10 protein-coding genes are annotated in these 15,437 nt (G+C 46.8%); 8 read left to right on the top strand and 2 right to left on the bottom strand.

The genetic code is table 11. The features are described from left to right. Positions 1–89: 89 nt before the first annotated feature. Positions 90–977 carry a LysR family transcriptional regulator gene (locus L865_RS0116155; RefSeq protein WP_028774190.1) on the top strand — a complete coding sequence of 296 codons (888 nt, stop codon included), beginning with the start codon at positions 90–92 and terminating at the stop codon, positions 975–977. A 15-nt stretch (positions 978–992) separates the two neighbouring features. Here the strand turns inward: L865_RS0116155 and L865_RS0116150 are convergent, their stop codons facing one another. Continuing rightward, the gene (locus tag L865_RS0116150; RefSeq protein ID WP_028774189.1) at positions 993–1,622 is read right to left on the bottom strand and encodes a response regulator transcription factor; all 630 of its coding nucleotides are present in this window, start codon (positions 1,620–1,622) and stop codon (positions 993–995) included. A 149-nt stretch (positions 1,623–1,771) separates the two neighbouring features. On the opposite strand from L865_RS0116150, the gene L865_RS0116145 reads away from it, so the two are divergent. From L865_RS0116145 to yghU, 5 genes are all read left to right on the top strand, one after another. After that, positions 1,772–3,559, top strand: a complete 1,788-nt coding sequence (locus L865_RS0116145) for a sensor histidine kinase (RefSeq protein ID WP_157577625.1) — start codon at positions 1,772–1,774, stop codon at positions 3,557–3,559. A gap of 295 nt (positions 3,560–3,854) precedes the next feature. Continuing rightward, positions 3,855–6,131 carry a thiosulfate reductase PhsA gene (gene phsA, locus L865_RS0116140; protein WP_028774187.1) on the top strand — a complete coding sequence of 759 codons (2,277 nt, stop codon included), beginning with the start codon at positions 3,855–3,857 and terminating at the stop codon, positions 6,129–6,131. Positions 6,132–6,143: 12 nt separating this feature from the next. After that, positions 6,144–6,716 carry a 4Fe-4S dicluster domain-containing protein gene (locus L865_RS0116135; RefSeq protein WP_028774186.1) on the top strand — a complete coding sequence of 191 codons (573 nt, stop codon included), beginning with the start codon at positions 6,144–6,146 and terminating at the stop codon, positions 6,714–6,716. After that, complete coding sequence (gene nrfD, locus L865_RS0116130; RefSeq protein WP_028774185.1) at positions 6,713–7,660, top strand: NrfD/PsrC family molybdoenzyme membrane anchor subunit; 948 nt, start codon at positions 6,713–6,715, stop codon at positions 7,658–7,660. Before L865_RS0116135 ends, nrfD begins: the two co-directional genes overlap by 4 nt. A gap of 231 nt (positions 7,661–7,891) precedes the next feature. Next, positions 7,892–8,749 (top strand): glutathione-dependent disulfide-bond oxidoreductase, encoded by an 858-nt coding sequence (gene yghU / locus L865_RS0116125; protein WP_028774184.1) that lies wholly within the window; start codon positions 7,892–7,894, stop codon positions 8,747–8,749. Positions 8,750–8,908: 159 nt separating this feature from the next. Here yghU and L865_RS0116120 read toward each other — a convergent pair whose 3' ends face one another. Continuing rightward, entirely contained in the window at positions 8,909–11,620 is a 2,712-nt protein-coding gene (locus L865_RS0116120; RefSeq protein WP_028774183.1) for a nitrate reductase, read from the bottom strand. A 402-nt stretch (positions 11,621–12,022) separates the two neighbouring features. Between L865_RS0116120 and cobA the strand changes: the two genes are divergently transcribed. Together cobA and nirB are read left to right on the top strand one after the other, a co-directional pair. After that, a complete protein-coding gene (cobA, locus tag L865_RS24040) occupies positions 12,023–12,874 on the top strand; it encodes a uroporphyrinogen-III C-methyltransferase (protein ID WP_051484657.1) in 852 nt (283 codons plus the stop codon). 22 nt (positions 12,875–12,896) lie between these two features. Beyond that, positions 12,897–15,437 (top strand): nitrite reductase large subunit NirB, encoded by a 2,541-nt coding sequence (gene nirB / locus L865_RS0116110; RefSeq protein ID WP_028774182.1) that lies wholly within the window; start codon positions 12,897–12,899, stop codon positions 15,435–15,437.

Below are 15,437 nucleotides of genomic sequence, written 5' to 3'. Positions count from 1 at the left end.
ATTATCGAAGGTATATTGTCATTGTTGAACAACGTCAAGAGAGGGTTTTACCCTTCCTAAAGATTGGTTGATAATATAAGGATAAGCTGATGGCGGTAACTCTTGAGCAATTAAATGCATTTGTTGAAACCGTTAAAACGGGAAGTTTTAAGCAAGCTAGCTACCGGCTCGGTAAACATACATCGACCGTCAGTGGGTTGGTGGCGGCATTAGAGTCAGAAGTGGGCATCGAGCTATTTGTCCGCAAGCCCCGCTCGTTATTGTTAACGACCAAAGGCGATGAACTATTCCAAGCCGCGCAAGCGGTGGTTCGCGAAAGTGAATTTTTTGACCTTAAGGTTGATAGTCTTTATCAAAATGCACCCAGCAGCATGACGATAGCCTTTGACAGTATGTTAAGTTCACCGCAGCTGAGTGATATTTTTGCCGCTATTATCGATAAATATCCTAGTGTTTCGTTAAAGCTGTTAAGTGGCGATCCGTTACAAATACGCAGTTGGGTATTGTCGCATCAGGCTGATATTGCACTTACTGTAAACACCTTTCATCGTCACCAAGAGTTAAAAGCAGTGGAAGGGTTCCGCTATGATGTTGTGGCGGTAGCTTCGCCGCTATTGGGTCTAAAAGAGCAAAAAATTAGCTTAGATGAACTGCGTGGTAAAACTCAGGTTTCCGCTTATTTTATGAAGCAGCTCGGGCAAGAAAATACCCATGACTACAGTAACCGAGTGATATACAGCAATTCATTTCATGAGACATTATCATTGCTAAAATCCGCTCCCGTATGGGCCTGGATGCCACTATTCATGCTGCAAGAGAGTATTGATAGTCAGCAGGTTGATCGTTTTTATGTCTCTGAAGAAAAACACCAGCGAGCCAACACGTGGTCTTCTGAGCTTATTTGGCACAACAATAAACCCAAAGATGCAGTCATTGAGTACTTTATTAATCAAGTTAATGATTTAAATTACAGTTAGTCGCTGCCGATACGCTCAGGAATTTGACTCTGTTTGATTGGAGTGTAATTGCAGCAAAGGGGCGAGTTTAACTAACTCTGCAAGGTTAGCCACCCTTAATTTGGTCATCATTTTGGCACGATGTACTTCAATGGTGCGAATAGCCACACAGAGCTGGTCTGCCATCTGTTTATTGGTATGGCCGCCAATCACCAATTCAAAAATTTGTTTCTCTCGAGTCGACAATTGGTTGATTAGCTGCTGGTGGGTTAATTTCCAGTGCTGACGATGACTGTATTCAAGGCCTTTTGCAATCGCACTTGATAGTGCTGCGCCTTGTACTGGTTTTTGGAAAAAATCAAAAGCGCCATTTTTAAAGGCATCCACCGCCATTGGCACATCGCCATGGCCAGTTAAGAAAATCACTGCCAACGGACTATTAGCTTGGGTTAAGGCCTGATGCACCTCCGGCCCACTTAAGCCTGGCATACGTGCATCTAAAATCACGCAACCTGCTTGGGACAAATCGATGTTTGCGAGAAAGTCATGTCCGCACTGAAAGCTTGTTAAGGCATAACCGTAGCCCTCCATCAAAAAAACAATGGCATCAACAATGGCTTCATCATCATCAACTAAGTAGACGGGGCCTGTGGTGCTTATAGACATGGAATATCCTTGCAGTCGTCGTGGTGTTTGACCTATCTCGCATAACATCAGATTAAACCATCTTAGCTTGATAAACCTTGAAACCTGTCACGTTGATATGGCATTACATTAGCGTAAGCTTAGTGAGGAGTGATTTAGGGGTTAAATCAATGATATTACGTTTGCTTGGGCTTATATTTCTCGCCTTGTCGCTACAGGCAAGCGCACAAACTCAGCCGCAACAATTTTACGTAGGGGTATTGGCCAATTGGGGCCACCAGCAGGCCATCGAACGCTGGACGCCGATGATGAGCTATTTAGAGCAAGCTGTGCCCAATACCCAGTTTCATGTCTATCCCGGCAATTTTACCGCACTGAATCAAGCCATGGAGTCTGGCAAAATTCAGTTTATTATCACCAATCCCGGTCAGTACCTGTTTCTTTCTAATCAGTATCCGTTGTCTTGGCTGGCGACCATGCGTTCGCGGCGACACAATGGCGCCACATCGGCGATTGGCTCGGCAATCATAGTGCGTGCTGATAGCGAATACCGCACGGTTTACGATTTAAAAGCTAAGGTCGTTGCTGCCAGTGACCCCCATGCATTGGGTGGGTATCAAGCTACCGTGGGATTAATGCACAAATTGGGGATGGATGCTAAAACCTATTTCGCTGAAACCAAGTTTCTTGGCTTTCCCCTCGATCCGCTGTTGTACCAAGTGCGTGATGGTAACGTCGATGCCGCGATTACGCCTCTGTGTACCTTCGAGGATATGGTTGCGCGAGGCATGATCGATTCCAAAGACTATCGGGTACTTAACCCTAGTCGGCCTGATGGTTTCGAGTGCCAATGTAGTACCAATTTATATCCAAACTGGTCTTTTGCTGCCAGTGAAAGTGTCGCCATTGGTATGAGTAAAAAAATCACTCAAGCACTGATGGATCTTGATGCTGATGCACCGGCTGCAGTGCAAGCGCAGTTGATGGGCTGGACCTCTCCCATTAGCCAGTTAGCGGTAATCCAGCTCTTTAGTGAACTGCATGTGCAGTCGCCCAAAAATAGCCGCTGGGAAGATGTTCAGTTTTGGCTTAAAGAAAATCGCCATTGGGGTATGTTAGCGATCGTTATTTTTATCATCGCCACGGTATATCATCTGTGGATTGAGTATCGCTTTCACCAAAAAAGTGAGTCATTGGTGGAGTCAGAGCGTCAACTAAAGCAGCAGGCTATTGCGCTTGAGCGCTTACAAAGTGCATCGATTGTTGGAGAAATTGGTGCTGGCTTAGCCCATGAAATTAATCAACCTATCGCGGCGATTACCAGTTACAGCGAAGGCGGCATCATGCGTTTACAAAGTGATCCCCGCCAAGCGCAGCAAACCGCTATCGCTTTATTGGAAAAGATTCATAAACAATCCACTCGCGCCGGCGAAGTGGTGCATCGTATTCGTGGCCTGTTGAAGCGCCGTGAAGCGGTGATGAGTGATGTGAATATTCTGACCTTAGTGGATGAAACGGTGTCTTTGTTGCGCTTAGAGCTACAGCGACACGATATTCAAATCGAGCGTTCGATTAAAGGTGAGCCTTTCTTTATCACCGCAGACCGAGTCGGCCTATTGCAGGTGCTGGTCAATTTAGTCAAAAACAGCATTGATGCAATCACCGAAGCCCATATTCAGCCAGGGTATATTCACCTCGACTTGGACTTTCTAGATCATCAAGTTGTGCTTAGCGTGATTGATAACGGACCGGGCTTATCTCAAGATAGCGACACCTTAACGGCCACCTTCTTTACCACAAAGTCTCAAGGTCTAGGCTTGGGCTTGGCCATCTGCAAAGAGGTGATTAAAGAGCATCAAGGCGGGCTTCGTCTCACGTCGCGCGATGACAATCAGTGCGGTTGTTTGGCGAAAGTGGTCTTAAAAAAACGTGGCAGTGATAAAGAAATAGTCATTTAGTTATTAATCAGCCGCTTAAGGGTGGGTATTGGTTTTTTCGCTAGTGTTTAGCAAATATGTGGTAAACCACAATAGCCAAAATTTACTCCTTATGCTGGATGAAATCTGAACTGTGAATGACATCACAAAGCGTTAACTGTTTATTTCGATATGTGGTTTACCACAATATTCAATCGTCCCTTCCTCTCTCACAATTGAGCAAACCTTACGGCATATAGCGCTATCAAGGGCATCTGGCCAAGCGTCCACTTTCGCTAACCGCCTATAAGGATTTCAGTCAATTGGGAGAGTTACCATGAAACTAGATCGGCGTACCTTTATCAAAGGCGCAGGGGCCGGCACTGCAGGCTGCATGCTAGCAACGTTGCCGGGATCCATCGCGGCATTAGGCAAAACCTCTATTAGCGGTAGTGAACAGTCTATCGCCAGTATTTGTGAAATGTGTTCAACTCGCTGCCCCATCTCTGCGCGGGTTGTTGACGGCAAAAATGTCTCAATTCTTGGCAATAAACAAGCTAAATCATTTGGTGGTGCGGTGTGTGCTCGTGGCGGCGCCGGCCATAGCCAGTTATATGACAAGCAGCGTATTGTAAAGCCATTGAAGCGAGTCGGTGAACGTGGTGAAGGCAACTGGCAGGAAATTGAGTGGGATGAAGCCTACGCCACTATTGCAGAAAACCTGAATCGTATTAAGGCGCAACATGGTGCACAGAGTGTGGCTTTCTCGTCCAAGTCAGGTTCGTTATCCGGACATCTATTTCATCTCGCCAAGGCATTTGGTAGCCCAAACACTTTTACTCACGCATCAACGTGCCCGGCAGGTTATGTGGTTGCAGCTAAAGCAATGTTTGGTGGCAAAATTAAGCGTGATTTAGGTAATTCAAAATACATCATTAACTTTGGTCATAACCTCTATGAAGGCATCAATATGTCTGAAACTCGAGGCATGATGAATGCGCAAATGGAAAAAGGTGCCAAGTTGGTGGTGTTTGAGCCACGCTTTTCTATCGTGGCAGATAAAGCCGACGAGTGGTACGCCATTAAGCCGGGTACCGATGTTGCCGTGGCGCTCGCTATCTGCCATGTCCTGATTAACGATGACCTTTATGACCGTGAGTTTGTGGCTCGCTATGTTGAAGGTTTCGCCGAGTTTGCCAAAGAAGTTAAAGCGTATACCCCTGAATGGGCTGAGTCTGTCAGTGATGTGCCAGCAGAAGATATTCGTCGTATTAGCCATGAATATGCGGCTGCTGCGCCCCATGCCGTAGTGGATTTTGGCCACCGAGCATCATTCACCACCGAAGAATTTGAAATGCGCCGCGCGCTTTATGCTGCCAATGTGTTGATTGGTAATATCGAGCGAAAAGGCGGACTGTATTTCGGCAAAAAAGCATCAAAGTACAACAAGTTTGCCGGCGAAAAAGTTGCCCCAACACTGGCCAAACCGGGTGTAGATAATATGCCTAAAATTGATGCCAAGCGCATTGATATGGTCGATGAACAGTTCTCATTGTTGTGGTCATCGGGTGGGGTTTACCAGTCGATTCTTGATGCGACCCTCAGTGCACAGCCGTATCAGCTGCACGCATGGGTGATGAGCAGAACCAATCCGATGCAAACCATGACAGATAGAGCCCGCATTGTAGAAACCATGAAAAAGCTCGATTTTGTGGTCGCTTGTGACATCTATATCAGTGAAGGTGCCGCCTATGCCGATATTTTCCTACCTGAGTCGACCTACCTAGAGCGAGATGAAGAGATTGTCGATAAGTCTGGTAAGAGCCCAGCATATTATGTACGTCAGCAAGTTGTTGATGTTATCGGTGATACCAAACCTAGTTGGCAAATTTGGAAAGAGTTGGCTGACAGCTTAGCGCTAGGTGAATATTTCCCTTGGCAAAACATGGATACCTTAAGGCTTTTCCAAGTAGATAAAGATACCCGCTTGCTTGCAGATATTAAGCAGCGGGGGTGGTTAAGCTACGGCAAACCTTTAATGCTGCGTGAAACCTCCATGGTTAAGGATTTTGTCGCGCAATATCCCAACGCCATCGAACCGGATGCTGATGAGACTTACGCCAGTCGGTTGAGCTTTAAAACACCGTCTGGAAAAATCGAGCTAAGCTCGAAAAAGGTAGAAGGTTTCGCGCCTGGCCGCGGAGTCATTAAGTACCGTGAAGTCGCGCTTAAGAAAGCCGATGAGCTGTTTTTTATTCAAGGCAAAGTGGCGGTACATACTAATGCAGCTACTCAAAACGTGCCCATGCTCGCCAATTTGATGTCAGACAATGCCGTGTGGATCGACCCTGTCACAGCGGGGCTATTTAATATCAGTAGCGGCGACAAAATTCGTATTTACAACGCGACTGGCAGTGAAGAAGGTCATGCGTTGGTTACCCCAGGCATTCGTCCCGACACTGTCTTTGCTTATATGGGTTGCGGTTCGAAAAACAAAGAGTTAGCACGTGCAACCGGCAAAGGTGTGCATTGTGGCAACTTACTTCCTCACGTGACATCACCGGTGACAGGTATGAACTTGCATACCACCGGGGTCAAAATTGCCAAGCTGTAATCGGAGTTCATTATGACTAAACGTTATGTTCTTGTGCACGACGAAAATAAGTGCATTGGCTGTCAGGCATGTAATGTTGCTTGCCGCAGTGAAAATAATGTCCCTGAGTCGGTGACGCGACTACAGGTACGCATTGAAGGGCCTTATGGCAACTTCCCCAATCTGCATTTTAAGTACAACAGGGTGTCGTGTGAGCAGTGCGAAAACGCCCCTTGCGTCAAGGTTTGCCCAACGGGTGCTGCTTACGTTAACGATGATGGCATTGTGTCTATCAACGAAAATAAGTGTGTGGGTTGTTTGTATTGTGTCGCGGCCTGCCCGTACAAAGTGCGCTTTATCAACCCCGAAACTCGCGTTCCGGACAAGTGTGATTTTTGTAAGAGTACTCGCCTAGCCCGAGGAGAAGATCCGGCGTGCGTGACTGTGTGCCCAACACAAGCCTTGGTATTTGGCGATGCCAACGATGTTAACTCTGAAGTGCGCCAAGTATTAGATACCAAAGCGAACTATCAGCAGAAAGTGAACCTTGGTACAGAACCTAGGGTTTACCGTATTCCTAGCCGTAAAGGAGGGATCAAAGCATGAACAATATCTGGGGCTCTATGGAGCAATATGATCCTGTTGTGTGGAACTGGATTATCGCTGTTTACCTATTTATGGCCGGCCTCTCCGCTGGCTCAATGTTAGTCGCCATTGGCTTGAAATGGTACAAACAAAGCCGCGGCTTACCGAGCGAAGGCTTACCTGTGATTAAAGCGGCGGCGGTGCTGGGGCCGCTGGCCATCTGCCTGGGAATGGCGTTATTGGTGCTCGACTTAACCAAGCCATTTGAGTTTTATCTTATTCTCATCAACTACAACTTCACCTCGGTGATGGCATGGGGGGTACTCGCGCTGCTGGTCTACATACCCTTAGTGTTTGTATTCTCGGCATTAGTTTTTGAAAAACAAGTACTGCACTATGCCCCATGGTTAGCGGGTGTACTTAAGGTCTGCCGTAAACTAGAAGGCAGCCTAAACAAGCTGATTTTCGCCTTAGCATTAGGGGTGGGTGTCTACACTGGCTTTTTACTGTCGGCGATGATTAGCTACCCAATCCTCAATACTGCGGTTTTACCTGCGCTGTTTTTAGCCTCGGCATTGTCAGCGGGATCAGCAGGCAACATTTTGGTCGCGACACTGTTCTTCAGCAAAAAAGAGTCAGATTGTATCGAACAAGTGCATCGTATCGAATACCCTGTCGCCTTCAACGAAGCCTTATGCTTAGTACTACTGTTTGTTGGACTTAACTTCTCTGGTCCTGCCGCGCAAGCAGCAACCGCGGCCATTACCAGTGGTACCTGGGCGAGTGTCTTTTGGTTTGGTGTTGTGGGCCTTGGTTTGGGCGTGCCGGTACTTGCAAGTACATTCGCCCCAAGTGCTTGGAAGCACACTAAAGGTTTCTTAGTGACAGTGTCTTGCAGCACGATATTGGGAGTGCTCGCCCTTAGGCATTTTGTTGTCTACGCAGGACAAAGCTATATCAGTTAACAATATGGCGCGTTGTTAAATAGCCCGAGCTTTAGCTCGGGCTATTTAATATTTATTCTAAACTGTCGAGTAATAAATGTTTTAATGCTAAAAATCGAAAGTTGACTAAATAACTCAACGATTATTAGTTTTGCCCTTGTAACTGAAAAAAATGGCCAGATATCTCTTTTATACGAGTTGGCAGATACTAATTAGTTGTATTGAGCGAATTTCTCACGGTAAGGATTGGCAATGACAAATGAATATACTCCGCCCAAAGTTTGGGTAAACGATACTAACGGCGCTAATAAATGGGCCAATATTAACAGTCCAGTGTCGGGGGCAAGGTTTGAAAAAGCATTGCCAGCGGGTGATCACGCGCTGCAACTCTACTCGTTAGCTACGCCGAACGGCCAAAAGGTAACGATTTTGCTTGAGGAGCTACTCGCGCTAGGCATAAAAGAAGCTGAGTATGATGCTTATTTGATCAATATTAGTGAGTCAGAGCAATTTTCCTCAGGTTTTGTTGGGGTGAATCCCAACTCAAAGATTCCAGCGTTAGTGGATCGCTCAGGCGATGAGCCTGTTAACGTATTTGAGTCTGCTTCAATTTTACTGCACTTGGCAGAAAAATTTGGCCAGTTTTTACCTGCAAATGGTGCAGCAAGAACGCAAACTTTAAACTGGCTGTTTTGGGCACAAGGCTCGGCACCATTCTTAGGGGGTGGCTTTGGCCATTTCTACGCTTATGCCGATGTTAAGCAAGAATACCCGATTAACCGTTTTGCCATGGAAGCGAAACGTCAACTTGATGTGCTAGATAAGCAGCTTGCGCAGCACCGATATGTTGCCGGTGAGCAATACAGTATTGCTGATATGGCTATTTGGCCTTGGTATGGCAATTTAGTGCTGGGTTACTTGTATGAAGCCGCTGAGTTTTTAGATGTCGCGAGTTATCAGAATGTACTGCGCTGGGCCAAAGAAATTGAGCAACGTGAAGCTGTGCAACGCGGCCGCATTGTTAATCGTGGTTGGGGTGAAGAATGGGAGCAATTGGTTGAGCGCCATAGTGCGGCCGATATAGACCAAGTGCTGGCACTTAAAGCTTAACCCTGGCTATGTTAGCGCCAATAAGCGAGCGAGGTTAGCTCGCTTATTGATATGTTTTCTGCGCTTGCCAATATTTTTTGGTTGTAAATATCAGTGAGTCTGCAGCGTAGTCGATTTTAATTCTATCTATTTTTTTTACATCAAGTGGGTGTCTCGCGATTAGTAAGCACTTACTTTGCTGTGTTGCTCTGCCAATATTTGTTGCAGTTCTGACACGCAGCTACCACAACCCGTGCCAGCTTGGGTGCAGCGACTGATACCTGCCACATCGCTAAGTTGCTGATCGGCTATGGCATCATGAATTTGATTAATCCCTACCTGCTTACAAGCACACACAATCTTGCCATGGCAAAGTTCACCCTGCGGCTGGTCGCTCAACACACTGCTTAGCGATTGCTGCAGCTTTTCTGGTGCAGTTGATGTTTGTGTTAATAACAGGCTAAACCAATCGTATTGACTGACATCAAGGTCCGTGGCGCAAGTAAAGGCGAATTCGATACGCTGTTGATCGGTCATAATAAAGCGAACCTGTTGCTCACTTTGTTGCATGCTTTGTTGCGCACTGCTGCTTTGCGGCTGCAGCTGGCGTAAATTCTCACACAGGGCTGCCACATCAACACTGCTGGCCATCATGTAGCGATAGCCGCCGGCAATGGTTTGTTGAATCCAATATTCGGGACTGTCGGGCAAGTTGGCAAAGACTAGCGGTTGTCGAGAGATCAATATGGCCTGACTGCGACTTACAAAGGGTGTAATGGCCACCGGTGTGTGCTTCATTTCCGGTTGGCCAGAAACTGGGTCGGTAATTGATTGACCCAATGTGGCGATCTTTGCGGCCGCCGAATTACTGTTGTTCCAGTGAATGGGGGCAAAAACCTGTCCCGGACTAACTTGATTGCTAAGGCTGACGCGCATCATGACTGCACGTTGGCTTTGGTGGCTGTTAATTTGGGCGATCATGCCCTCAGTTAAGTGATAGCTTGCCGCATCAGCGGGGTTGATTAACAACAAAGGTTCAGCTTGATGGCTACTCAAGGTAACCGATAAACCAGTGCGGGTCATTGTATGCCATTGATCGCGAATTCGACCATTGTTCAGTAACAGTGGATAGCGTTTAGTCACAGCTTGAGGTGAGGGGATATGGCGCACGGGAATGATATTGGCTTTGCCATTGGCGGTGTAGAATTGGCCGTCGCTAAGCAAGTGTTGATGGCTCACTTCTGTTTGTAGGTGGGTTACAGGCCATTGCTGTGGTGGCATGTTGCTGTATTGATGGTCATTGATTTCAGCAAGCCCCGATAGGTTTAAGTCGGTATTAAATGCTCGGTGAGCAGCAGCTGTGAGTGCGGCATACTCTCTAAAAATATCGGCTTCATGGCGATAACTGAAAGCCTGAGCAAAGCCCATCTTTTTTGCTACTTCAGTTATTATCCACCAATCTGGTCGTGCTTCACCGGGGGATACTGTTAGGCGTCGCTGTCTGGAAATACGTCGTTCAGAATTGGTGACCGTACCAGACTTTTCTGACCACCCTTGGGCGGGCAATTGCACATCTGCAAGTTTGCCGGTATCGGTATTGGCAATGCAATCGGAGACGACAACAAACGGACACTGAGCCAATGCTTGTTGGATAAAGTCGCTATCGGGCAAGCTGACAGCTGGGTTGGTCGCCATTATCCATACCGCTTTTATTTTGCCCTTAGCGATGGCATCAAACATCTCTACCGCTTTCAGTCCTGGCCGTGTTGCCAGGTTGTCTGTTTGCCAAAACTCACTGACCAGTTGCTGGTGCTTGTCATTGTTAAACTCAAGGTGTGCCGCAAGGGTATTGGCTAACCCGCCCACTTCCCGTCCGCCCATCGCATTGGGTTGGCCGGTAATAGAAAAAGGGTTGGCGCCGCTACGGCCAACCTTTGCGGTGATCAAATGGCAGTTAATGATGCTATTAACCTTATCTGTCCCTTGGCTGGATTGATTGACCCCCTGAGAATACAGCGTCGTGACCTTATCTGTATTGGCAAAGGTTTGGTAAAATGTCAGTAGGTCGGCTTGGCTAATTTGCAGCTGTTGACTAAGCGCTTGTAGATCGCCCAGATCTGCCACTGATGCTAAGTTTGCAGCAAAACCTTGAGTATGCTGGTTGATATAGTCACTGTTTGTGTGGCCATGGTCATGTAAATACTTAAAAAGTCCGTTAAATAGTAAAACATCGCTACCCGGTTTTATGGCCAAGTGTAAGTCTGCATCCGCGCTACTTGCGGTGGCGCGTGGGTCGATAATAATCAGCTTTTTGTTGGGATGTTGCTGTTTGGCTTGTTTTATACGCTGAAATAAAATGGGATGACACCAAGCTAGGTTTGAGCCCACCAGCACAATTGCATCGGCGCTTTCTAGATCTTGATAACAACCAGGAACACTATCATTGCCAAATGCGCGTTTATGACCTGCAACACTAGATGACATACATAGGCGTGAGTTGGTATCCACATTACCGCTGCCAATAAAGCCCTTCATGAGTTTATTGGCGACGTAATAGTCTTCAGTGAGTAATTGTCCTGACAGATAAAAAGCCACAGAGTCAGGACCATGTTCAGCAATGGTCTTGGTAAATTGATTTGCGACTGTTGCGATTGCCTGAGACCAATCACATTGATTTCCGGCTATGTGTGGCTGTAGCAATCTGCCGGTAGTTGTCACTGTTTCGCCTAAAGCCATTCCTTTCGAGCATAGCTTTCCCCAATTTGCAGGATGGTCATTGTCACCACGGACACTAAGTGTGCCATCACGTTGTGGTTTAGCTTCAATACCGCAACCAACGCCGCAATAAGCACAGGTTGATTTTATCCATGGACTACTTGGGTTTTGACTCATCGCAATTACAGCCTTTCTTGTCTAGGTTTAGGTTATTTAGCAAGGTTTAGGCCAGAGGCGTTTTTGTTGTTGTAAGTCTGATTTAAACCCTTAAAAAACAGCGGTTTATTTTTTTAGGTTTTTCAATATACCTCTTTATAGGTATACGGTGTAATCGTTTAATTTCAGCAATATAGCTTCGGCGCCCTGTTTTGATCTTTGTTTGCACTAACAAGGTGCGACTACTTGGTATCTCTAGCTGGCTAAAATCAACACTTTTATTTTTTTACTTTGCGTTGTTTGTTGTTAAGTTCTTAATATTAAATGTTTTTAAAATATTCTTGTTGCGCTTTTGTAAAGATTGGCACCACCTTTGCTGAATTTTGTTCAGACAATTAATTCAGTAATGTAGAGGCGCTCAATATGGCCAAGTCAGCGAACCAAGCAAAACAGAGTGTACTCAGATTCAGTAGTAAAGAGACAACATCAACGGCTAAAGGCTGTGTCAGTTTAGTGGGTGCAGGGCCGGGAGATCCGGATTTATTGACGGTAAAAGCACTGCGCTGCATTGAACAAGCAGACCTGATTATCTACGACAGATTGGTCAGTGCTGAAATCTGCGCCCTGTTTCCAAGTACCACTCCGGCCTTATACGTGGGCAAGGCGAAAAATAGGCACAGTGTCGAGCAGTCTCGTATCAATGAGCTGCTGGTTGAAAAAGCCTTACAAGGTAAGAATATCTGCCGCTTAAAAGGTGGCGATGCTTTTGTTTTTGGCCGTGGTGGCGAAGAAGTGCTGAGTTTAAAACAGCAAGGCATCGACGTACAGATTATTCCGGGTATCACCGCCGGTGCTGGTTGCACCGCCTATGCGGGGATTCCCTTGACACATCGCGGCGTTTCTCAAGGCTGCACCTTTGTCACCGCTCATGCCGAAACCGATCTGCAGGTCAACTGGCAGGGGCTGGCGTTGCTCGACCACACCTTAGTGTTCTATATGGGATTAAGCAAAAGCGAGATGATCAGTACAGAGCTGCAAAGCGCAGGGCTTGATGGTCAAACGCCAGTTGCGTTAATTGAGCGAGGCTGTACCACGCAGCAGCGAATTGTCAGCGGCCAATTATCACAGTTGCCGCAATTGGTGACGCAGCATCAATTGCAGTCACCCACCTTGATTGTGGTGGGTAAGGTTGTTGACCTTGCCCAGCAGCTCAGCTGGTTTGAACAACAAATTAATCAAACCACAGCTTCCACCACCACGCGCCTTAGCGCTTAACCTTATTCTGGGGAGAATAAAGATGCAAAAAACTTCAATTTTAGTGGTGGGCAACGGCATGGTTGGTCACAAATTTATCGACAACATGTTAGCGCAGAGCAAGATTGATCAATTTGATTTAATGACGTTTTCAGAAGAGTCGAGACTGGCATATGATCGAGTGCAGCTTAGTGCTTATTTTAGTGGCAAAACCGCTGAAGACTTGGCCTTGACCGATGAAAGTTACTATCAGCAACATGGCGTTAAGTTTTTACTGAGTGACAAAGTCACCGACATTGATTGCGACGGGCACCTTGTGATGACAGCCAGTGGTCAACAGGTACGCTACGACAAATTGGTGCTTGCGACAGGCTCTTACCCCTTTGTGCCACCTATTCCTGGTGGTGATGCGGAACATTGTTTGGTGTATCGCACTATTGATGATTTAGAAGCCATCACAGAATCGAGTTGTCACAGTGATAAAGGGGTTGTTATTGGTGGGGGGTTACTAGGTCTGGAAGCGGCTAATGCTCTTAAAAATTTAGGTTTAGAAACCCATGTCGTTGAGTTTGCCCCTAGGCTGATGGCGGTGCAACTTGACGAGGGTGGCGCTAATTTACTGCGCCACCAAATCGAAGATTTAGGGGTTAGCGTTCATACCGAAAAAGCCACCACGGAAATTGTTGCTGGTAGTCAAAGTCGTTATCGCTTGAATTTTGCTGATGGTAGCCACTTAGAAACCGACATGATTGTTTTCTCTGCCGGCATTCGACCTCAAGACGAGCTAGCGCGTCAGTGCGGTATTACCGTGGGTGAGCGTGGCGGTATTGTGATTAATGATACTTGCCAAACGAGTGATGAAGATATTTATGCCATTGGTGAATGCGCATTATGGCAAGGACGAATTTTTGGTTTAGTGGCACCAGGGTATGCCATGGCAGCGGCTGCAGCCAGTCACATTTGTGGCGAGTCACAGCAATTTACCGGTGCCGATATGAGTACCAAGCTAAAGCTACTTGGGTTAGATGTAGCCAGTATTGGTGACGCGCATGGCCAAACTCCAGGCGCCCAGTCTTATACTTTTCATGATGAAGTTGCCCAAGTATATAAACGCCTTATCGTTAATGAGGCCGGCGATAGAGTCTTAGGTGCAGTGTTAGTGGGTGATGTTGATGCCTATGGTCAATTACTGCAAATGATGCTCAATGACATGCCGCTACCCGATCATCCATCGGCCTTGATTTTGCCTAATGTTGACGGTGAGGCGAGCCAAGGTGTTGGTGTAGAGGCTTTGCCTGAATCAGCGCAGTTGTGTTCATGTTTTGACGTCACTAAAGGCGACATTGTTGCTGCGGTCGCTGATGGGGCGACCGATATGGCCGCCATTAAAAGTTGTACCAAAGCGTCTACCGGCTGCGGTGGCTGTAGTGCATTGGTGAAACAGGTGATGGATTGTGAGTTAGCCGCACTGGGGCACGAAGTTGATAACAGCTTATGTGAACACTTTGCTTATACTCGCCCAGAGCTTGCTGATATCGTCCGCATTAAAAAGATAAAAACCTTTGATGAGCTGCTGGCCAGCCATGGTAAAGGTTTAGGTTGTGAGGTCTGTAAACCCACCATTGGATCGATTCTGGCTTCGTTCTGGAATGACTATGTGTTAGAGGAACCGCACATTGGTCTGCAAGATACTAATGATGTGTACCTAGGCAACATGCAAAAAGACGGGACTTACTCGGTTGTGCCAAGAATTGCTGGTGGCGAAGTGACGCCAGACAAGCTGATTGTACTCGGTGAAGTGGCTAAGGATTTTGACCTTTATACCAAAATTACCGGCGGTCAACGTATTGACCTGTTTGGGGCACAACTGCATGAGTTACCACAAATATGGCGCCGCCTTGTTGATGCTGGCTTTGAAACTGGCCACGCCTACGGTAAGTCTGTGCGTACTGTTAAGTCGTGTGTGGGTGATAGCTGGTGTCGTTATGGTGTCAATGACAGCCTAGGTTTCGCGATTAATATAGAGAACCGATATAAAGGGTTACGCTCACCTCACAAATTGAAGTTTGCGGTATCTGGTTGTACCCGTGAATGCGCCGAAGCACAGTCAAAAGATGTGGGAATTATCGCCACCGAAAATGGTTGGAATTTATATGTCGGCGGTAATGGCGGCATGCGTCCTCGCCATGCCGATCTGTTTGCATCTGATCTTGATGACCAAACGCTGATTCAATATGTCGATCGCTTCTTGATGTTCTATATCCGCAGTGCCGAGCGCTTACAGCGTACCTCGGTGTGGTTGGAAAATTTACCTGGCGGTCTGGATTACCTTAAAGAGGTGGTGATTGACGACAAACTGGGCTTAGCGGCTGAGCTAGAGTCGGAAATGGCTCACTGTATCGCGCAATATCAGTGCGAGTGGAAAACTACCTTAGAAAGTCCTGAAAAGCTCAAGCGTTTCCAACACTTTATTAATAGTGAATTAGGCGATGATGGCTTGGCATTTTCTCGAGAGCGTGAGCAACGGGTACCGAGAGAGAAGCCCCAAGCGGAGCAGATTAAAATAGTAGAGCTGGTTGATTAG

This window comes from Shewanella waksmanii ATCC BAA-643 (assembly GCF_000518805.1).
Lineage (GTDB): Bacteria > Pseudomonadota > Gammaproteobacteria > Enterobacterales > Shewanellaceae > Shewanella > Shewanella waksmanii.
Note: the sequence above shows the minus strand (reverse complement) of the source record. Positions and strands in the feature narration are given on the sequence as shown.